The organism is Mesorhizobium sp. M0051 (assembly GCF_040323235.1).
In the GTDB taxonomy this organism is placed as follows: domain Bacteria; phylum Pseudomonadota; class Alphaproteobacteria; order Rhizobiales; family Rhizobiaceae; genus Mesorhizobium.
In genome coordinates, this window is the sequence record NZ_JAMYUT010000003.1 from 324530 (window position 1) to 346454 (window position 21925).

12 protein-coding genes are annotated in these 21925 nt (G+C 63.8%); 4 read left to right on the top strand and 8 right to left on the bottom strand.

What is annotated here, in order from left to right:
• Positions 1–29 precede the first annotated feature (29 nt).
• Both NKJ90_RS05430 and NKJ90_RS05435 read left to right on the top strand, forming a co-directional pair.
• Entirely contained in the window at positions 30–1088 is a 1059-nt protein-coding gene (locus NKJ90_RS05430; protein WP_352485768.1) for a D-TA family PLP-dependent enzyme, read from the top strand.
• Positions 1089–1235: 147 nt separating this feature from the next.
• Positions 1236–1526, top strand: a complete 291-nt coding sequence (locus NKJ90_RS05435) for a hypothetical protein (RefSeq protein ID WP_023762197.1) — start codon at positions 1236–1238, stop codon at positions 1524–1526.
• A gap of 57 nt (positions 1527–1583) precedes the next feature.
• On the opposite strand, the gene NKJ90_RS05440 is transcribed toward NKJ90_RS05435, so the two are convergent.
• The 8 genes from NKJ90_RS05440 to hutI all read right to left on the bottom strand — a co-directional run bounded on the left by NKJ90_RS05440 (position 1584) and on the right by hutI (position 19580).
• Entirely contained in the window at positions 1584–2342 is a 759-nt protein-coding gene (locus tag NKJ90_RS05440; RefSeq protein WP_023762196.1) for a heme ABC transporter permease, read from the bottom strand.
• 185 nt (positions 2343–2527) lie between these two features.
• Complete coding sequence (locus NKJ90_RS05445; RefSeq protein WP_023762195.1) at positions 2528–4309, bottom strand: glucan ABC transporter ATP-binding protein/ permease; 1782 nt, start codon at positions 4307–4309, stop codon at positions 2528–2530.
• A 510-nt stretch (positions 4310–4819) separates the two neighbouring features.
• Positions 4820–13423 (bottom strand): glycoside hydrolase family 94 protein, encoded by an 8604-nt coding sequence (locus NKJ90_RS05450; protein ID WP_352485769.1) that lies wholly within the window; start codon positions 13421–13423, stop codon positions 4820–4822.
• 269 nt (positions 13424–13692) lie between these two features.
• Positions 13693–14280: a HutD/Ves family protein gene (locus tag NKJ90_RS05455; protein ID WP_023762192.1), complete on the bottom strand. Its 588-nt coding sequence runs from the start codon at positions 14278–14280 to the stop codon at positions 13693–13695.
• Between the two features lie 12 nt (positions 14281–14292).
• The gene (hutU, locus tag NKJ90_RS05460; protein WP_023762191.1) at positions 14293–15963 is read right to left on the bottom strand and encodes a urocanate hydratase; all 1671 of its coding nucleotides are present in this window, start codon (positions 15961–15963) and stop codon (positions 14293–14295) included.
• Between the two features lie 25 nt (positions 15964–15988).
• Entirely contained in the window at positions 15989–16807 is an 819-nt protein-coding gene (hutG, locus tag NKJ90_RS05465) for an N-formylglutamate deformylase (RefSeq protein ID WP_023762190.1), read from the bottom strand.
• Positions 16807–18348 carry a histidine ammonia-lyase gene (hutH, locus tag NKJ90_RS05470; protein WP_352485770.1) on the bottom strand — a complete coding sequence of 514 codons (1542 nt, stop codon included), beginning with the start codon at positions 18346–18348 and terminating at the stop codon, positions 16807–16809. The genes hutG and hutH overlap by 1 nt, the downstream gene beginning before the upstream one ends.
• The gene (hutI, locus tag NKJ90_RS05475) at positions 18345–19580 is read right to left on the bottom strand and encodes an imidazolonepropionase (RefSeq protein WP_352485771.1); all 1236 of its coding nucleotides are present in this window, start codon (positions 19578–19580) and stop codon (positions 18345–18347) included. The genes hutH and hutI overlap by 4 nt, the downstream gene beginning before the upstream one ends.
• Before the next feature lie 98 nt (positions 19581–19678).
• Here hutI and NKJ90_RS05480 point away from each other — a divergent pair, with 98 nt between their 5' ends.
• Together NKJ90_RS05480 and hutC are read left to right on the top strand one after the other, a co-directional pair.
• Positions 19679–21031: a formimidoylglutamate deiminase gene (locus NKJ90_RS05480; RefSeq protein WP_352485772.1), complete on the top strand. Its 1353-nt coding sequence runs from the start codon at positions 19679–19681 to the stop codon at positions 21029–21031.
• Positions 21028–21765, top strand: a complete 738-nt coding sequence (hutC, locus tag NKJ90_RS05485) for a histidine utilization transcriptional repressor HutC (RefSeq protein ID WP_023762186.1) — start codon at positions 21028–21030, stop codon at positions 21763–21765. The genes NKJ90_RS05480 and hutC overlap by 4 nt, the downstream gene beginning before the upstream one ends.
• Positions 21766–21925: the final 160 nt, after the last annotated feature.

Here is a 21925-nt window from a genome sequence, read left to right on the forward strand (position 1 = left end):
CGCTGCGGATTTCCACAGAGTGACAGCTGATGCCGACCATCCACGACCTCGACACGCCGTCGATCCTGATCGACGCCGCACGCGCCGAAGCCAACATTGCCCGCGCCCAGGCCCATGCCGACAAGAACGGGCTCAAGCTGCGGCCGCACATCAAGACGCACAAGCTGCCCTACTGGGCGAAGAGGCAGGTAGCGGCGGGTGCGGTCGGCATCACCTGCCAGAAGATCGGCGAGGCGGAGGTGATGGCCGATGCCGGTCTCGCCGACATTTTTCTTCCCTACAACATCCTTGGGCGCGCCAAGCTGGAACGGCTTCTGGCGCTGCACAGGCGTGTCATCCTCTCGGTGACCGCGGACAGCCTGGAGACGATTGAGGGGCTGGCCGCCACCTTCACCGATGCCGGCCATCGCCTGTCGGTGCTGGTCGAATGCGATACCGGCATGGGCCGCTGCGGCGTGCAGACGGCCAACGAAGCGGTTGCGCTAGCAAGACAGATCGACAGAGCCGGCGGCCTCGCCTTCGGCGGGCTGATGACCTATCCGGCCGCCGGTCGCGCGGCGGAGGCCGAGGCCTGGCTCGCTGGCGCCAAGCAGACGCTTGCCGCATCGGGTCTCGCCTGCGAACGCATCTCGAGCGGCGGCACGCCGGACATCTGGCGCTCCAGCAAGGCATCGGTCGTCACCGAATATCGCCCTGGCACGTACATCTATCTCGACCGCTACCAAGTCGCGAAAGGCGTCGGCAGTCTCGACGATTGCGCGCTGACGGTGCTGTCGACTGTGGTCAGCCATCCCACTGCAACGCGCGCCATCCTCGATGCCGGCAGCAAGGCGTTGTCCAGCGATACGTTGGGGCTCGCCGATTTCGGCGAGCTGCTCGGCATTTCGGGAGCGCGGGTCACCGGCTTGAGCGAAGAGCACGGCACCGTCACGCTTTCAGGCGACAGCAAGCTGCGCATCGGCGATCGGGTGCGTGTCGTCCCCGATCATTGCTGCGTGGTCACCAACCTGTTTGACGAGGTCAATCTGATCGACGGCGACACGGTGCTGGAAACACTGCCGGTGGCAGCGCGCGGCCGCACCGGCTGACGCGAATATCCAAAGGCGTGTCCAGGGCATAGTGCATGGTCGACCCCTGTCTAAGGTCCTGCTTGCCCCTGGTGTTCCCTTACGTCAATCTGCCTTCAGCAAGCTGGCCATTGGATGGTTTGCGGCTTGTTCGGGAGGAAAACGAAAATGGCTTACGCAATCGCGCATTATTTTCCTGGCGGCACGAAGGAGCAATACGAGGCGTCAATCGCTGCGGTGCATCCAGCAGGCGGGAAAAGCCTGCCAAAAGGCCAGATCTTCCATGCTGCCGGCCCGTCGGCCGGTGGCTGGTCAATTGTTGCGGTTCACGAGTCCAAGAAGAGTTGGGAGCAATTCCGGGATGACATTCTGATGCCTCAGATGAAAACGGGCATCAAGGGTGGGTTCACCTCGCCGCCTCAGGAGACCACGTTCGAGGCTCACAATCTGCAGAAATGACAAGCTGTTCAGAGACGACGAACGCTTGATCTGTCGATGCACCGCTGCGATGGCGCCTTAGATCCGCTCGGCCTGCCTGGCGGCGACGCGACGCATTGCAATGACCCTGCGGCGGCGGATTTCCGTGCGCATCGCCATCAGATGCAGCGCGAAGAACAGCACGGTGAAGCCTAGAGCCATCACCAGCAAAGGCCACAGCAGGCTCGGATCGATGGTTGGCCCGCCGAGCCGGAACACTGACGCCGGCTGGTGCAGCGTGTTCCACCAGTCGACCGAGAATTTGATGATCGGGATGTTGATGAACCCGACCAGAGTGATGATGGCGGCGGCCCAGGCGGCGCGGCTTGCGTCGTCGAGCGCGCGGCTCAGCGCTATGATGCCGAGATACATCAGGAACAGCACGAAGACCGAGGTCAACCGCGCATCCCAGACCCACCATGTGCCCCACATCGGCTTGCCCCAGATCGAGCCGGTGATCAGCGCCAGCGCGGTGAAGACAGCGCCTATGGGTGCGGCCGATTTCAGCGCGACATCGGCCAGCGGATGCCGCCAGACGAGGGTGCCCAGCGCCGAGACCGCCATCAGCGTGTAGCACATCATGGCGAGCCAGGCGAAAGGCACGTGGATGTACATGATGCGAACGGTGATGCCTTGCTGGAAATCCTCGGGCGCGGCGAAGCTCATGTAGAGCCCGAGGGCCAGGATGAGTGCGGCGATGGACGCCAGCCACGGTACGATCCGGTCGACCAGCCCGACGAAGCGCGTCGGGTTGGCAAGATCCATCCAGCCGGTCAGGCGTGAAGTCGTGTCGCTCATGCGGTCTACATAGACCGCCGGCGCGTTCGGGGCAATCGAGCGGTGGTGTCGCAGGCTTCTTACCCTCCCCCTTGTGGGGAGGGTCGCTGCGAAGCAGCGGGGTGGGGGAGCGGCGATGGCGCCCGTACCCCCCACCCGGACCTACGGTCCGACCTCCCCACAAGGGGGAGGTAGAAGAAAGAAGATCAGGCCGCGGCTTCCTGCTGTTGCTGCACGGAGCGGCTGAGGCGGCGAACCTCCTCGTCGTTGAGCAGGCCGCCGGCGCGCAGCAGGCTGGCAAAGCGGCCATTGCGCAGCGACAGCTCGGTGAAGCCGCCCATCTCGATCACCCTGCCCTTATCCATGAACACGACCAGATCGGCGTCGCGAACGGTGGTCAGGCGGTGGGCGATGATGAAGGTGGTGCGGTCGCGCCGCAACTCGTCGATCGCTTCCTTGACGCGATCCTCGGTCTCGACGTCGAGCGCGCTGGTCGCCTCGTCGAGCACCAGGATCGGTGCGTCCTTCAGCACGGCGCGGGCAATGGCGATGCGCTGGCGTTCGCCGCCCGATAGCTGGCCGCCACGTTCGCCGACCAGCGTGTCGTAGCCATTGCTCTTCGACAGGATGAAGTCCTGCGCGGCAGCCGCATTGGCGGCGGCATGGATCTCGTCATTGCTCGCATCGGCACGGCCGACGCGGATGTTGTCCTCGATCGAGCGGTTGAGCAGGCCCGCATCCTGGAACACGGTGGCGATCGAATGGCGCAGCGACTTGCGGGTCACGGTGCGGGTGTCGATGCCGTCGATCAGGATACGGCCTTGCGATGGCGAGAAGACGCGCTGCAGCAAGTTGATGAGCGTCGTCTTGCCGGCGCCCGTCGGGCCGACAATGGCGACGGTCTGGCCAGCCTGGACCTCGAAGGACACGTCGTCGATGCCATGGCCAGAATTGGCGAATTCGAAACCGACATTCTCGAAGCGGACATGACCGGTGACGTTGGCGAGATCGCGCAAGCCGTCCGGCTCGGCGGCGTCGGCCGCGGAGTCCTCGAGATGGTAGAAGTCCTCGAGCTTGGCACGGGCCTCCGAAATCTGGTTCGCGAACGCCGACATCTGGTCGAGCCTGGCGATCAGCAGCGTGGCAAAGCCGGTGAAGGCGATGACGTCGCCGATGCGCAGCTGACCGTGGGTGACCAGATAGGCGCCGATCAACAGTACGACCATCATCGAGATCGTCGAGGACAGGCGATGCAGCGCATTGGCCATCGCCCACCAGTCGAGCACCGGGTTCTGGGCGTCGAGCAGGTTCTTGACATAGAGGCGCAGCGTATCGGCCTCGTGGCCGAGACGATTGTAGCTCTGCAACACGGCAACATTGCTGACCGAGTCGGTCACGTGCGCGAACACCTTATGGTAGTGGCGCTCCACGGCGGCCTGACCCGCCTTGGTGCGCTTCATCACCAGCCGGCCGATACCGACATAGAGCGCACCGAGCGCCAGCAGCACCATAGACATGCGCAGGTCCATGCTGACCGCGGTCGGGATCAGCAGGAACAGCGCAACCACCGTCGACAGGTGCTGACGCATGAATTCGAGCCACAGGCTGAACAGCGTCTCGACCGCGCGCAGCAGGGTGTGCAGGGCGTTGGAGGTGCCGCGCTGGTGGTGCCAGGCAAGCGGCATGGTGATCACGCGCTCGAACGAGTCGCAAAGCACCTCGCTACGGCGCTTGTGGGCAAAGCGGTCCGCGCCGCGCGCCACCAGCACGAATGCCACGATGTTGAAAGCGCCGAGGCCAGCCCACAGGGCAAGTGTCGTAAACACCGAGCCGCGTTCGGAAATCGCATCGATCACCCGTCCGAACATGATCGGCTCAAGAATGGCGATGATGGCGAGAGCCACATTGGCCGAACAGATCAACGCGACGCGCTTCCTGTCCTGGGCGAGATATCCGAGCGCTCGCCAGTAGATTTGCAGAAGGGTCACCCCAGTTACTCCGCCATGCTGTTTATTGTGCACTGCATCATTTGACTCGTATCGGTTGATACGTCGCAAAACAATGGCCGTGTACCTCTTCAGTTCCCTCAGAGCGAACAAAAGATGGCGACGTTCCGAAATCTGCCGTGATCACCTAACGGTTTGAGAAGACAGGTAAAATGTCAGGCATACGGCGAAATCATGGCAGTTGGCACACGCTGCCACAATTTTAATCAGCGGCAATGTCGGGCGCATGACCAAGGCCGAAATCTCCTTCTGCGCAGTATAGGCCAAAGCCAAGTGCGCTTGCGCCCCGCCTAGCGACGGGGACTACGTCTCGTCGATCGAGGCGACCGTTACGGCGCACCCCAAGCCTTTGATTTCATGTGCTTCTCAGAGGCATCGCCTTCAGCCGGGCCGACGGCAACGCCGGACGGCATGGCGCCGCGCATCTCGTCATGGCCCAAAAACCGAGCCCCCGGGGCTAGGTCCGGGAGCACGCTTTTGGGGCAACATGCATCAGGCCGGGATCCTGACGATGACGTCGGTAACTTCGCCAGCCCTCAGTTCGAGCGCCGAAGCCTTGGTCTTTGCCCCGTTCACCTCCAGCGTCACGGCCTTGGCCTTATTGTCGCGGATGACGCGAACCTTGAGTTCCGCCCCCAGCATCTTGAGGGTTGCCGAATAGCCGTCCCAGTGAGTGGGTAGTTTCGGCTTGAACTGGACACGCTTGCCGCGCCGTTCGATGCCGAGGATGCCTTCTACCGCCGCCCTGTAGAGCCAGCCGGCGGAGCCGGTGTACCAGGTCCAGCCGCCACGGCCGCCCTTGTTGTTGCCGGCATTGCCGTCCCCGGCATAGATATCGGCCGCCACGACATAAGGTTCGACGCGATAGTGCTCGGCCGAGGCCTCGTCGATCGCATGGTTGACGGGGTTCAGCATCGAGAAACAGCGATAGGCCTCGTCGGTCCGCCCCATCTCGGCAAGCGCGATGACGAACCATGTGGCGGCGTGGGTGTACTGGCCGCCATTCTCGCGCACACCGGGCGGATAGCTCTTGATATACCCTGGGTCTTTATCCGTCTTCGAGAAGGGCGGCGTGAACAGCTTGACGATCTTGAGCTTGTCGTCGACGAGCAGCTTGGTCGCCTGCTCCATCGCCGTCGTCGACCGCGCCGGATCGCCCTCTCCCGAAAGCACGCTCCAGGACTGGGCGATCGAGTCGATCTTGCATTCCTGCGATGTTCGCGACCCCAGCGGGCTGCCATCGTCGAAGCTGCCGCGCCGATACCACTCGCCGTCCCATGCCGTGCTTTCAAGCGCCCGCTTCAGCACGTCGGCATGTTTCGCCCAGGCCTGTGCACGCTTGGCATCGCCCTCGACCTTGGCAACGGGAGCGAAGTCACCCAGAGTTTTCAACAGGAACCAGCCGAGCCATACGCTCTCGCCCTTGCCGTGCCCGCCGACGCGGTTCATGCCGTCGTTCCAGTCGCCGCCGAGGATCAGCGGCAGGCCCGCAGGGCTGCTGCGCTTGATGGCGAGATCGAGCGCGCGCGCGCAATGGTCGTAGAGCGACGCCGTCTTCTTCGAGATTTCCGGAGTGAAGAAGGCATCGTGCTCATCATCGCCCAGCGCCTGCCCGTCGATGAAGGGCAATTGCTCCTTCAGTATGGTGACATCACCGGTGACCAACAGGTAGCGCGCCGTGGCGTGAGCCAGCCAGACCACGTCGTCGGAGATCAGGGTGCGCACGCCGGCACCGGTGCGCGGCAGCCACCAGTGCTGCACGTCGCCTTCGGGGAATTGCCGCCGCGCCGCGTTGAGTATCTGGTCGCGCGCCAGTTGCGGATCATGCGCCAGCAACGCAAGCGTATCCTGCAACTGGTCGCGGAAGCCGAACGCACCACTGGCCTGATAGAAGGCGGAGCGGGCACGGATGCGACAGGTCAGGCTTTGATAGGGCAGCCAGTGATTGACCATGGCGTCGAGCGCCTTGTCCGGCGTCTCGACCTGGATGGTGTCGAGGAAACCACGCCACTCGCGCTCATTGTCGGCCAGACGCTGGTCGAAATCCTTGGCTCGGTGCTTCCGCACCAAGGCACTCGCCTCCTCGGCGGATTCGGCGTCACCGAGCAGCCAGAGCAGCGTCACGTCGCCGCCGGCCGGAATCTCAATATCGCGGGCGATCGCCGCGCACGGATCGTCGCCGGCCTCGACACGGTCCGACAGTCCAGCACCGCTTAGCACCGCCTGCGGAAGCTCGCTGGAGCCATGCCGGCCGAGGAACTCCGAGCGGTCGGATGTCACCGAATGGACGCCGCCATCAGCGGCGAGGAAGGCCACCCGCTCGCCGAAATCGAGACCATAGGGATTTTGCGCCAGCAACGCGCCGCTGGCAGCGTCCCGCGCCGGAACGATGGTTGCCGCCGTGCGCGACCGATGCCCGCCGAGCACCCATTCGGCATAGGCATACACGCGCAGCCGTGCCGGCACCGAACCGGCATTCTGGATACGCAGCCGCGAAATTTTCACCGGATTGACCGGATCGACGACATGGGTAAGATCCATCGACAACGGCCCGCGCCTCGAACGGAAGGTCGAGAAACCCTGGCCATGCCAGGCCTCGTACGTCATCGAGGGATCGCGCACCATGGCGGCGAGCGGCGAGAACGCCTTGCCGCTGGCCTGATCGTAGATGTAGAGGCCCTCGCCCGGCCGGTTCGAAACCGGATCATTCGACCATGGCGTCAACTGGTAGTCGCGGCTGTTTCGGCTCCAGGTGAATGCAGCACCCTCGGCCGAGGTATGGAAGCCGAACGAGGCGTTGGAGACGACGTTGATCCACGGCTGCGGCGTCGTTCGCCGGCCGGCCAGGCGCACGACATAGTGCCGCCCGTCGCCATCGAAACCGCCAAACCCGTTCCACTGGCTGAGCCCACTTCCATCGGCGCTGACATTGGCCACCGCCTGCGAGGCGAATGCATGCGTCGTGGGCGTCGGCGACGGCAGGTCACGCGGAACCGGAAATGCTGTCGGCAGCAGGGCGTCACGCGCCTGCAAGGCGGCTGCTTCAGCCCGCTCAATCTGGTCGAAGATGGTGCCGTTGCGCGTGTGCAGGACGACGCGGGCCACGGCGAGCAGCGTCTTGTAGGTCGTGTCGTCCATAAGATCGCGGCGCACCGCGAAAATGTGCTGGCGAGGTCCGAGCTCCTTGCCGCGCAAACGGCTGTTTTCGCATAGCGTCTCGACCGCCCGTTGCAGGTCCTGGACATAGGAGGACGCCTGCTCGTTGACGACGACGAAGTCGATCATCATGCCACGGCTGCGCATATATTCCTGGAAACGCAACGCCTGGGCGACGATTTCCAGATCGGCCACGTCACCGATCCTGACCAGGAAGATCGGGAAATCGCCGGAAATGCTGGTCGGCCACAGGCTCGACTGCTTGCCCAGCCCCGTGGAAATGGACTCGGCGGGGAGACGCAGGAACGGATCCGGATAGATCAGGTAGCGCGCCAGCTTCTGCACATTGGCGGCATCGGTCAGGCTGAGGCCCATATGACGCGTCTGGACCTGGCTGCGCGTCCAGGCGAGCATGGCCTGGCGGGCAAAACTCTCGGGATGATCGAGCCGGGCGATAGCCTCGTCCAGTTCGGCACGGCCGGCGCCGACCACGGTCCAGAAAGTCAACGATATCTTCTTGTTGGCCGGCACCCGCACTTGCCGGCGCAGCGAGGCGACGGGATCGAGCGTGAAGCCTGAATGGCCGCCGAGCCTGGCGCCCGGATCGAACGCGGCTGCGTCGACAATGGTACGGCCACGGCCGATGAAGGCGCGCCTGTCGGTCTCGGCCTCGGCATCGCGCGCCGACCCTGACGGATCGGTGACGAAATGCACCATGGCGATATCGGGCTCGCTGGTCTCGCGCTTGCGCCGTGTGGCGAAGATCGCCGCGTTATTCGCAGAGATTTCGGTTTCCACGAACATCTTCGAGAAGGCCGGATGCGCGTTGTCGGACGCTTCCAGACCGAGCACCAGTTCGGCAAAAGAGGTCACTTCAATGTGACGGTCGGATGGGCCATCATTGTAGAGCGTAACCCGACGCCCCTCGCCGTTGCCTTCCGAAACGACGATGCATTCGACCTCGGAGCGCAACGTCCCCACCGATTTGACGAAGCTCGCCTTGTCGTCGGAGAACAAGGTCTGCGCCGTTTCCTCGACCGCACGCTTCGGCTCCGACGTCGCCGACCACCAGTCGCCGGTATCGGCGTCTCGCAGGAAGATGTAGGAGCCAAGCCGGTCCTCGGTCGGGTCCGGCTGCCAGCGGGTGACGGCGAGATCGCCCCAGCGGCTGTAGCCCGAGCCGGTCGCCGTGACCATCACCGAATAACGACCGTTCGACATGACGCTGGTCGAGCGCAGCGATTGCAGCGGGTTGAGCACGATGCGGGTGTCAGGGCTCTCGATCTCGGTCTCGTCCTTGGAGCGTTCGTCGGCCTCGGTCCTGACGGTCGCGGTCGGAATGTCGCGGGGCGCCCTCTCCTGCAGCAGCAATTCGGCCGATTCGATGACCGGATCGCTGTGGAAGCGGTCGCGCATGCGACCTTCGAAGATGGCGTCGGCGACCGCCACGATCGACATGCCCGAATGGTGCGCCATGTAGTTTTGCACGACGACATGGTCGGTGCCTTCGGGCACGCGCTGCGGCGTGAAGTCGACGGCATCATAGTAGCCGTGGCGGCCTAGTGCGCCGACTTCCCTGAGCCGGGCGAGATTGTGCACCGCCTCACGCGGGTTGAACTGTGCCGCCAATATGGTGGCGTAAGGTGCGATTACCGTGTTCTGGCCAAGGCCGCGCTTCAGCCCAAGGCCGGGCACGCCGAAATTGGTGTACTGGTAGGTCAGTTCACGGTCGCGGGCATTGTAGGCCGCTTCCGAAATGCCCCACGGTACGTTCTTCTGGCGGCCATACTGGATCTGGCGCTTGATGATCAGCTTGCTGGTCTGGTTGAGGATCGAGCCGTGCGGCTCCTTCATGACCAGTGGCGGCATCAGATATTCGAACATCGAGCCGGACCACGACATCAGTGCGCCCTGGAACCCGATCTCGACGATCGGTCGGCCAAGCCGGAACCAGTGCTCGGTCGGCAGGTCGCCCTTGGCGATGGCGAACAGGCTGGTCAGCCGCGCCTCGGAAGCCAGAAGATCGTAGCAGCTTTCGTCGAGCTGGTGTTCCTCGACCCGGTAGCCGATCGACAGCAATTTGCGCTCCGGCCGCATCAGGAAGGAGAAATCCATCTCGAAGGCGAAGCGGCGCGTGCGCTCGCGCAGGGTGATCAGCTTGGCACGCAATGCCTCGACGGCATTGTCGTCGCTGTGCGCGTCATGGACGTGCGCTTCGCAGGTGGCCTCCAGCCTTGCCGCCCAGTCGACGATGACGTCGCTCTGGGGGGACGCCGCCTCGGTGTGGATAGCTGTGGCAAGCTTGCGGATCTCGCCGGCAAGCACAGCCAGGTTGATGGTGCGGATCGACGCCATCTCCGGCTGCGCCTTGATGGTGTCGACCGCGCGCCGCATGCCGTCGAGACGGTCGGCGAGGCGCTGGCGCAGGGGGCGCAGCTGGCGACGGTCATCGGGCAACTCATCAAGGCTTTCGCTGAGAACGGTGACCGTGTCGAGAATGCCTTCGAAATCACCCTGGAGATGGACGGAGGGTGCCTCCGCCCATTCGGCGCAGGCTGCCGCCACAGCCACCAGATGGCCGGCAAGATTGCCGCTGTCGACGGCCGAGATGTAGAGCGGGTAGAGCGGCTTCAGTGTCGTCGTGTCGTACCAGTTGAAGAGGTGGCCGCGGTCGCGCGGCATACCCTCGATCGTCGACATGGTAGCGTCGATGCGGGTGATGGCATCGGACAGGCTGATCCAGCCGAAATCGCGGGCCGATACGACGGACAGCAGATAGACGCCGATATTGGTCGGCGAGGTTCGTGGTGCGACGACCGGCGCCGGGCTTTCCTGGAAATTGTCGGGCGGCAGATGGTGGTGCTCTGACGTCACGAAGCTTTCGAAATAGTGCCATGTGCGCCGTGCCACCGTGCGCAACGCATGGATGTCAGCTTGCGATATGCGCAAGCGATCCTCGGTTTCGGCCGAACGGCTGATCCAACTGGCGATGGCGGGCGAGCCAATCCAGAACAGCGCGAAGAAGAAGGCGACGAAGGCACCGGTGGAATCGGCCAGCACCGGAATGGCAAGGCCGACGAAGCCGATGATCACGGCGCCATACATCATACCGTAATAGGAACCGACACTATTGTCGCCGCTCTTATGCGCCTGCGAGGCAGTGCGCCATTCCAAAAGATTCTGGCGGCTGACGAACAGCCGGTACAGCGTGCGGACGATGGCGTCGCCCATCATCCAGGCGTTGTGCGCCATCAGCACGATCTTCAGCGCCACCATGGCGGTGCCGAAGGCAACGTCGCGTGCCAGCGCCGAGAAATGGCCGCGCGGCGTCTGGTCGCCGCTCTTGGGCAGGATGGCGTTGACGATGTTGAATGTCGGCGCCATGAACAGGCTGAGGATCAGCAAAGCCTGCCATTGCGCCGCCTGCGTGAAGGGCAGCAGCGTCCAGCCGCCGATCGCCGCCATCACCCAGAAGATCGGTGTCAACGAGCGGCGCAGATTGTCGATCATCTTCCAGCGCGACAGGGCCGGCACGCCGGAGCGCGGATCGAGCATGAAGCCGAGGAGTTGCCAGTCGCCGCGTGCCCAGCGATGGTGGCGCGAGGCATCGACCGAGTAGCGCGTCGGATAGTCTTCGACCAGTTCGACGTCGGTGACCAGCGCCGCGCGCGCCAGCGCGCCCTCCAGCAGATCGTGGCTGAGGATGGTGTTTTCCTCGATACGGCCCTGCAGCGCCGCCTCGAAGGCGTCGACATGATAGAGGCCCTTTCCAGTGAAAGATCCGTCGCCGAAGACGTCCTGATAGAGATCGGACACGGCAAAGACATAGGGGTCGAGGCCGCGATTGGCCGAAAAGACCCGCTGGAAAAACGATGCATCGTCGCCGCTGGTCAGCGACGCGGTGATGCGCGGCTGCAGGATCGCATAGCCAGCCGTGACGACGCGCTTGCTGGCATCGAAATGCGGGCGGTTGAGCGGGTGGCAAAGCTTGCCGACCATGGTCGCGACCGCGTCTCGAGTGGTGCGCGTGTCGGCATCGAGAGTCATCACATGGACGACGTTCTCCGGTAACGGCACATCGAGCGGCAGGAAGGTGGTGTCGCTGTCGCCGCGCAGCAGAAGGTCGAGTTCGTGCAGCTTGCCGCGCTTGCGCTCCCAGCCCATCCAGGACCCTTGAGCCGCATTGAAGAGCCGGCGCCGGTGCAAGATATAGAAACGGGGCGCGCCTTCGGAGGGATAGCGGTCGTTGAGACGGGCGATCTCGGCGCGGGCGAATTCGAGGATTTCAGTATCCGCCGCATCGATCTCGGTCTTGCTGTCGGGCCAGTCCGACAGCAGCGCGAAATGGATTTCATCGGCCGTGTTGGCGAGATGATGCACCTCGATGTTGCGGACATTCTCCTCGACGTCGTCGCGTGAACCGATCAGCGACGGCACCACCACCAGCGTGCGCGCCTCGGGCGGCACGCCGTGCCTGTAATCGTAGCCGACGAGGCGCGTCGGTTTGAGGAACAGCGAAACGACAGTGTTGAAGAAGGCGAGCGCGCCCTCGCTGGCCGGCACTGCAAACAGCACCAGCATCAGGGCGATCGACGGCACCGACAGGCCGAGATTGGCGAGTGCATTGCCGGAGAGGACCAGAAGCAGGGCCGTCAGCGCAAACACCGGCACGACGATGCCAAGCCATCCGGTCTTGCGGAAGGCTCGTTTGAACGTCTGGCTGACGGTAGGCCGATAGCCGATCGCTTTCTCCAGCTCCAGCCGGCGTGGGCCGACGAGAAAGAAACCCACATCGGTGTGGGCGGATGGCGTTGATACGGCATCGCCGACATCATCGCGCAACATGGTCTCGCCGGCGGCGTGGCCGGCCAGTTCGATGGCTTTGTCGGCGACACGATATTCGGAGAGGTCCGAGCGGCGCGCCAGTTCCTCGATCGCAGTCCGGTACTGGTCACGCGAGAAGAAGTCGAGCGCGGCGAAATCGGTGCGCTCGCGCAGCACGGTATCGATGCGGCTGACGCCTTCGAACCAAACGGTCCAGTCGACGTCGTTGATGAGGCGCAGGCCGCGGATGATGTTACCCGTCGTCACATTGCCGCTGGACAGCGTCTGATGTTCGGAAATGATGATTTCCTCGGCGTCGGAGCCGGCCTTTTCGAGTTCGCCTTCTAGCCATTCCAGGGCCTTGCCGGCGTTCTGCGATCCATCGCGCAGACGGTAGAGCAGCTGGGTGGCAAAGGTGGTGTCCTGCGCATGGGCGCTGAAGTTGGACAGGATTGCCTGCCGGTCGGAACTGTCGTCGATCGCCAGAACCTTGTCCGCCACATCGTTGGCGATCTGGCGCATCTGACGGGTGCGGTTGACCCTGACCGCCAACCGGCGGAGATTCTCGATTAGGACGAAGCGCAACAGGGAAGGCAGCGCCCAGAGTTCGCCGATCTTCAGCGGCTCGACCGATTGAAAACCCTGGACGATAGACTTGAACATCGTCGCCGAGACGGAGCTGTCCGAATGCGCCATATAGGTCCAGGCCAGCGCCAGCGCGCGCGGCACGCTGCCGTTGTCAGGCAGTTTCAGGGTCGGCAGCTGGCGATAGAAGCGGCGCGGCAGATCGCGCTTGACCTGGAAAATGGTCTCTTCGACCAGATAATTGTTGTCGAGCAGCCATTGAGCCGACGGCGTGATCGTCTCGCCCCTCGCCTGCGCCGCATTGGTCGACCGGTAGACTTCCAAAATCTTCTTGGCACTGTCTCGGATCCGGGCCTGAAAATCGAACGGCGTCAGGCCGAACAAATCCGTGAGGTCGCCGTTTGCCAGCCTTTCACCGAGCAGCCGAAGACGCTCTTCAGGCAGGTAATTGGAGCGGATCGGCTCTTCGGTGATGGCCGGGAAGCTCGCGCTTGTCTTCTCGATTTGGGCAGGGGTCGTCTGAATATTCATTGAAAATTCCGTAAGCGGGGCAGTCAGCGGCGTCACCGCCACGGCAATGGCCCTAAAACCGATTCAATTGCAATTGGTTGCATAAGCCCCATTTGCCGAAAGTTTGTTTCCGCACCGCGACAGGGCGTCATCTCTCAGCGAAAAACAACGACGAGCGCCCCTCTTCCCGTCGGGATCGATCGACGGATAGGATTCGGGCTTTTTCGTGATGCCCGCCTTCAGCTTACGCTATAATTCGCCGGCATCGCGATCATGTTTGGAAACAGGCGTTAACCATTGCCGGAAATGCCGCCGATCCGGATCACGAACAGCGTTGCGGCATGGGCTGGCTGGACAAGCAGGCTGGCGTTGTCCGGACCGGCTACCAACGTGTCCAGTGCTCCGAGACGAACCGGTTCGGCGCCGGGCACAGTGACTTCGCCGTTCAAGCACAAGATGAGGGTTGTACCGGCTTCAGTCCGGATTTCCGCAGGTGTCGAAATCGACAGGCGTTCGACCGAATGCCTCATCCGGCTTCGGCGGGTCATGACATTGAGATCGGTGATCGGCCCGCCGATCAGCGTGGCCGAGCTCTGCACGTCGGCCGGGAAGGAAAACAGAGCGGTCGCCCTGTTTATGGATGTCGGCGGGTAGCCGGCAATCTCGAGGATGATGCCCTCGCCTTCGAGCACGGCAAGGGTGCGATCGATGCCGGCAAACTGCGAGAACGGGCCGCTCGATTCGACGCGCGCCATCGAGACGCGCCAGTCGAAGTCGTCGAGGCCGGCCCCAGTGGGGGAGACGGCGATTTCGGTCGTCACGCCACCGCCGTTCTTCCACGGCATCGACCGGTATTCGGCTGCCCGCAGAATGCGCATCGGTTCAGGCAATCAGCCGAGAATGCCGGGCAGGTTGAGCTGATGCTCCCTGGCGCATTCGATGGCGATGTCGTAGCCGGCATCGGCGTGGCGCATCACGCCGGTCGCCGGGTCGTTCCACAATACCCGTTCCAGTCGTTTGGCCGCTTCGCGCGTGCCGTCGGCGACGATGACCATGCCGGCGTGCTGCGAGAAGCCCATGCCGACGCCGCCGCCATGGTGCAGCGACACCCAGGTGGCGCCCGACGCCGTGTTGAGCAATGCGTTGAGCAGCGGCCAGTCGGACACGGCATCCGAGCCGTCCTTCATGGACTCCGTTTCGCGGTTCGGCGAGGCGACCGAGCCGGAATCGAGGTGATCGCGGCCGATGACGACCGGCGCCTTCAGCTCGCCTTTGGCCACCATCTCGTTGAAAGCAAGGCCGAGCCGATGCCGGTCGCCGAGACCAACCCAGCAGATACGAGCCGGCAAACCCTGAAAGGCGATGCGCTCACGCGCCATATCGAGCCAGTTGTGCAGATGGGTGTTGCCGGGCGTCAGTTCGCGCACCTTGGCGTCGGTCTTGTAGATATCCTCCGGATCGCCCGACAGGGCCGCCCAGCGGAACGGACCGATACCGCGGCAGAACAGCGGACGGATATAGGCCGGCACGAAACCGGGGAAGGCGAAAGCGTTCTCGAAGCCTTCTTCCTTGGCCACCTGGCGAATGTTGTTGCCATAGTCGAGCGTCGGTACACCGGCGTTCCAGAACGCCACCATCGCCTCGACATGTTCGCGCATCGAAGCGCGGGCCGCCTTCTCGACCGCCTTGGGATCGCTGACGCGCTTCTCGCGCCATTCGGCCATCGTCCAGCCCTTCGGCAGATAGCCATTGATGGGGTCGTGAGCCGAAGTCTGGTCGGTGACCATATCGGGGCGAATGCCACGCCTGAACATTTCCGGGACGATATCGGCCGTATTGCCAAGTAGGCCTACCGACTTCGCCTCGCCGGCCTTGGTCCAGCGCTCGATCATCTCCATCGCTTCATCGAGTGTCTCGGCCTTCTCGTCGACGTAGCGGGTGCGCAGGCGGAAATCGATCGAGTCCGGATTGCATTCGATCGCCAGGCAGCAGGCGCCGGCCATGACAGCGGCGAGCGGCTGGGCGCCGCCCATGCCGCCGAGCCCGCCAGTCAAGATCCATTTTCCCTTCAGATTGCCGCCATAGTGCTGGCGACCGGCCTCGACGAAGGTCTCGTAAGTGCCCTGCACGATGCCTTGCGTGCCGATGTAGATCCACGAGCCGGCCGTCATCTGGCCGTACATCATGAGGCCCTTCTTATCGAGCTCGTTGAACTTCTCCCAGGTCGCCCAATGCGGCACGAGGTTGGAGTTGGCGATCAGCACGCGCGGCGCATCGGGATGGGTGCGGAACACACCGACTGGCTTGCCCGACTGGACCAGCAAAGTCTCGTCATCGGCCAGCGTCCTCAACGACGCGACGATGCGGTCAAAATCGTTCCAGGTGCGCGCCGCCCTGCCGATGCCGCCATAGACGACCAGTTCGTTGGGATTTTCGGCGACGTCCGGATCGAGATTGTTCATCAGCATGCGCAGCGGTGCTTCCGTCAGCCAGGAGCGGGCACTGATTTCCGTGCCTCGCGGGCTGCGGACTTCGCGGATGTTGTGGCGAGGATTGTTCATGGCGTCACTCCAAAAGGATCGAATTTCAGACGCGCGCCCAGGATGTCGCGGCCTCGAGGATTTTCCGCAGCGTGGCGCGGATCGGTGCTGCGAACTCGGCATCGTAAGGCACCGGCCAGTTGTCCGGCATACCCTTGCCATCGGGCTCGCGCATATAGCCGCGGTTGGAGAGCTCCATCTGCAGCGCATGCACGCCCTGTTGTGGCTGGCCGAAATGGCGTGTGATCCAGCCGCCCTTGAAGCGGCCATTGACGACGGAGGCTTCGCCGGTTTCGGCCATGATCTGGCCGATCACCGCCTGCAGGGCCGGATCGGCGCTCTTGCCGTCATTGGTGCCGAGATTGAACACCGGCAGCATGCCGTCGAACAGGCGCGGCAGCACCGAGCGGATCGAGTGGCAGTCATAGACGACGATCTTTTCGTGCAGGCCACGCAGCCGGTCGATCTCGGCCTGCAGCGCGGCATGGTAAGGCGCGAAGAATTTTTCACGGCGCTCGTCGATCTCCGACGGCCCCGGTTCTTCGCCCTCCCGATACAGCGGATCGCCATCGAAGGTCTCGGTCGGGCACAGGCCAGTCGTCGCCTGACCGGGATAGAGCGAGGCGCCGGACGGATCACGGTTAACGTCGATGACGGTGCGCGAGATCGCCGTATGCACGACGGTCGCCCCAAGGTCAGTGGCGAAATCGTAAAGCTTGTCGATCCACCAGTCACAATCGCGACGGCCAACCCAGGGCGACACCAGCCGGTTCTCGAGGCCGGCGAGGTCGATGCCGGTGTGCGGGATCGAGACCAGCAACGGAGCCGTGCCGCGCGTTATCGTGAGCCAGGGCGCGCTTGCCATCATGCCGCTCCAGAAATCGACGGCAGCGCCACCGTGCCGGCTGCCCTGATGGTCGCGCCGCTGCGCACCATGGCGATGGCCTTTTCCATGTCGGGGTGGAAATGCCGGTCATTGTCGAGATGCGGCACCTCGGCCCGGACCAGCTTGCGCACGGCTTCAAGTGCCGCGCTCGACGCCAGCGGAGCATGGAAGTCGCAGCCTTGTGCCGCTGCCAGCAATTCGATGCCGATGACCGCGGTGGCGTTCTCGACCATGCCGATCAGCCGGCGCGCGCCATGCGCGGCCATCGAAACGTGGTCTTCCTGGTTGGCCGAAGTGGGTATCGAATCGACACTGGCCGGATAGGCTTTCTGCTTGTTCTCGGAAACCAGGGCTGCCGCCGTCACCTGCGGGATCATGAAGCCGGAGTTCAAGCCGGGCTTAGGCGTGAGGAAGGCCGGCATTCCCGACAATGCCGGGTCGACCAGCATGGCGATGCGGCGTTCCGACAGTGAACCGATCTCGCAGACCGCGAGCGCGATCATGTCGGCGGCGAAGGCCACCGGCTCGGCGTGGAAATTGCCGCCCGAAAGCGCGGTGTCGTCCTCGGCGAAGATCAGCGGATTGTCGGTGACGCCATTGGCTTCGGTGCCCAGCGTGTCGGCAGCCTGGCGCAGGACGGTGAGTGCCGCGCCCATGACCTGCGGCTGGCAGCGCAAGCAATACGGATCCTGCACGCGCTCGTCGCCAACCCGGTGCGATTCACGGATGGCGCTGCCGGCCATCAAATTGCGCAGCGCGTCCGCCGTCTCGATCTGGCCGCGATGCTGTCTCAGCGCATGGATGCGTGGGTCGAAGGGCGCGTCCGAGCCTTTTGCCGCGTCGGTCGATAGCGCACCAGCGACCAGTGCAGACTGATAGAGCACTTCGGCCTCGAACAGGGCGGCCAGCGCATAGGCGGTCGAAAACTGCGTGCCGTTGAGCAGCGCCAGGCCTTCCTTGGCGCCCAAGGTCACGGGCTCCAGCCCGTGCGAGACGAAGGCCACCTTGGCCGGGAAACGGCCGTGCGGAGTGAAGCATTCGCCGACGCCGATCATCACCGCCGTCATGTGCGACAGCGGGGCAAGGTCGCCGGAAGCGCCGACAGACCCTTGCGCCGGCACCACCGGGATGACGTCGTTCGCCAGCATGCCTTCGAGCAATTCGATGGTCTGCGGCCGCACGCCGGACGCACCTTGCGCCAGGCTGGCGAGCTTCAGCGCCATCATCAGCCGGCAAACGGCTGATGGCATCGGCTCGCCAACGCCGGCGGCATGCGACAGCACGATGTTGCGCTGCAAGGTCTCGAGATCCTCCGCGGGGATGCGGACGCTGGCCAGCTTGCCGAAGCCGGTGTTGATGCCATAGACCGGCTCGCCCTTGGCAACGATCCTGGCGACGGCCCCGGCGCTCGCCTTGATTTTCGGCCGGCAGGCATGGTCCAGCTTGGGCACGGCGCCGCGGTAGATGGCGCGCCAGTCGGCCAGCGTCGCGTTGCCGGGCTTCAGGGTTAGTTCGGTCATTGTCCTCTCCAGATGCGGGCATGCAGCGGATTGAAGCCCATGCGGTAGACGAGTTCGGCGGGGCGCTCGATGTTCCAGATCGCCAGATCGGCGGATTTTCCGGCTTCGAGCGTGCCGGTTTCACCTAGCTCACCAAGCGCCCGGGCGGCCTCGCGGGTGACGCCGGCAAGGCATTCGTCGACCGTCAGGCCAAACAAGGTCGCCGCCATATTCATGGTCAGAAGCAGCGAGGTCAGCGGCGAGGTGCCGGGATTGTTGTCGGTGGCGACAGCCATCTTGACGCCGTTCTGGCGAAACAGGCCGATCGGCGGCTTCTTGGTTTCGCGAATGAAGTAGTAGGCGCCGGGCAGGATCGTCGCCACGGTTCCCGCCCTGGCCATCGCCTCTGCACCCGCCTCATCGGTGTATTCGAGATGATCGGCCGACAATGCGCCATAGCGGGCGGCGAGTTCGGCGCCATGCAGGTTGGACAACTGGTCTGCATGGAGCTTGACCGGCAGGCCGGCGGCCTTGGCCGCATCGAAGATGCGCGCCATCTGGTCCGGTGAAAAGGCAATGCCCTCGCAAAAGCCGTCGACGGCATCGGCCAGCCCCTCGGCGGCAATCGCAGGGAGAATTTCTTTGGCGACCAGATCGACAAAGCTGTCCTTGTCGCCCTCGGCTTCCGGCGGCAGGGCATGGGCGCCGAGGAAAGTTGTGCGGATCGTCACCGGACGCTGATTGCCCAACTGGCGGGCCGCACGCAGCGATTTTTTCTCATTTTCCAGATCAAGCCCATAGCCCGATTTGATCTCAACCGTGGTCACACCCTCGGCGATCAGCGCATCGAGGCGGGGTAGCGATTGCGCGACCAACTCGCGCTCGCTGGCGGCGCGCAGCGACTTGACCGAGGAGACGATGCCGCCGCCGGCCCTGGCGACCTCTTCATAAGTGGCACCGGCCAGCCGCATCTCGAACTCGTTGGCGCGGTTGCCGGCATGAACCAGATGGGTGTGGCAGTCGATCAGGCCGGGCGTGATCCAGCGGCCCTCGCAATCGATCGTCTCGGCACCCTTGGCAAATGCCGCAGGGATCTCCGATTCGGGACCGGCATAGACTATGCGGCCGTCACGTGCAGCGATCGCGCCCCGTTCGACGATGCCCAGTCCGGCCTCGTTTTCGACCAACGTCGCCAAGCGTGCATTGCGCCAGATGCGAACCGCCCCTGCCCGGCTTTTGCTCTCTGCAACCATCATCTTTTCCGTTTCAATCGATGGCGATTATGTATATACATATTGAAACGCACCGCAAGTGCCATCATCGCACGAGAGACAGAGAACCGGAGAGAAAAGTGACTGATATCTTCGCGGAACAGGCACTCCTTCCTAATGGCTGGCACGACAATGTCCGGCTCAGCTTCGCCAAGGGACGCATCACGGCCGTCGAGCCTGGAGCCACAGCGCAGGCCGGCGACGAACGTCACGCCATCCTGCTGCCCGGCATGCCCAACCTGCACAGCCACGCCTTCCAACGCGGCATGGCCGGCCTTGCCGAGCTTCGCGGCCCCTCCGCCGACAGTTTCTGGAGCTGGCGCGAGGTGATGTACCGCTTCGCCCTGTCGATGACGCCCGATCAGGTCGAGGCTGTTGCAGCACAACTCTATGTCGAGATGTTGGAGGCCGGTTTTTCGCGCGTCGGCGAATTTCACTATCTGCATCACGACCGTGACGGAAAACCCTACACCAACCTCGCCGAAATGGCAGAGCGCATCGCGGCCGCGGCCGGTGAAACCGGTATCGGCCTAACGCTGCTGCCGGTGTTTTATGCGCACTCGTCTTTCGGCGGCACTGCTCCGAACCAAGGCCAGCGGCGATTCGTCAACGATGTGAATCGGTTCTCCCGGCTTGTTGAGAAAAGCCGGGAATCCGTTCGCACTTTGAACCAAGCCGTTGTCGGCGTTGCCCCTCACAGTTTGCGCGCGGCGACACCACAGGAATTAGCCGAGGTGGCTGCCATGGCGCCGGACGGGCCGATTCACATCCATGTCGCCGAGCAGGTGAAGGAGGTCGAGGATTGCCTTGCTTGGTCGAGCGCGCGGCCGGTCGAATTTCTGCTTGGCCATGCCGAGGTCGACCAACGCTGGTGCCTGATCCACGCCACGCATATGACCGATGCGGAAACGATCGGCATGGCCAAGAGCGGCGCGATTGCCGGTCTTTGCCCGATCACCGAGGCCAATCTCGGCGACGGCACTTTTGCCGCGCCGCTGTTCATAGAGCATGGCGGCCGCTTCGGGGTCGGCTCCGATTCCAACGTGCTGATCGGGCTGCCCGACGAATTGCGCCAGCTCGAATATTCGCAGCGCCTCGCCCACCGCGCCCGCAACGTGCTCGCGGTCGCCGGCGGCTCGACCGGCCGCGCGCTGTTCGACGCCGCGCTTGACGGCGGCAGCGTCGCGCTTGGTGCCGGCGCCTCAGCGATCGCCGCCGGCGCATCCGCCGATCTCGTCTCGCTCGACGCCGGCAGTCCTTCGCTGGCCGGCAAGACCGGCGACGCTATCCTCGACGCCTGGATCTTCGCCAATGGCAGCAAGGTCGACTGCGTTTGGGTGCATGGCCAAAAACAGGTCAGCGGCGGCAGGCATGCCAGACGCGAGGCCATCGCTGACCGGTTTCGCGGCGTGATGACGGCGCTTTCGGCATGAGCATGACCGGGACAATAGGGACGGAAGGCGGCTCGCTGCACCAGCGCATCCTGTCCGACATCAGCGAACGCATCATGTCCGGCGCCTGGGCGCCTGGTCACCGCATTCCGTTCGAACACGAACTGAGCACGCAATACAATTGCTCGCGCATGACGGTGAACAAGGCGCTGTCGCAGCTTGCCAAGGCCGGACTGATCGAGCGCCGGCGTCGTTCGGGCAGTTTCGTCCGCCGGCCGCAGTCGCAGGCGGCGGTGCTGGAAATCCACGACATCCGGATCGAGGTCGAAGCGCTCGGCCTAGCCTATCGCTACGAGCGCGCGGCGCGACAAAAGAGGCTCAGCAGCGCCGAGGATCGCGCACTGCTGGAGCTGGGCGTGGCCGGGCCGGTGCTGGCGTTGGAGTGTCGGCATTTCGCCGGCGAGCGGCCATTCGCGCATGAACAGCGGGTGATCAACCTTGCCGCCGTGCCTGAAGCAGCCGACGAGGAATTTCTCGCCATCGCGCCAGGGCCATGGCTGATCGGCCGTGTGCCGTGGAGCGAAGCCGAGCACCGGATTCGCGCTGTCGCCGCCGACAGGCATATCGCGGCCGCGCTCGATATCGCAGCCGGCGCGCCGTGCCTGGTGGTCGAACGGCGGACATGGAGCGCCGAACATCCGGTCACTCATGTGCGCTTCACCTATGCGGCGGAGAGCCACACGCTGGTGGCAAGGTTCACGCCGTCGAAGGGGTAGTCTTTCTTCACCCTCCCCCTTGTGGCAGGGCTATCGCATATGAGTAAAGAGGCTAAGCAGGTTTTGATCGGCCCATCGTGCCTTGAGTCGTTTGTGGCTGAGCGGGATGTTTTCAAGATCGGCTCTGAGAACATTGAGAGTGAGGCGGCGAAGTATGGCG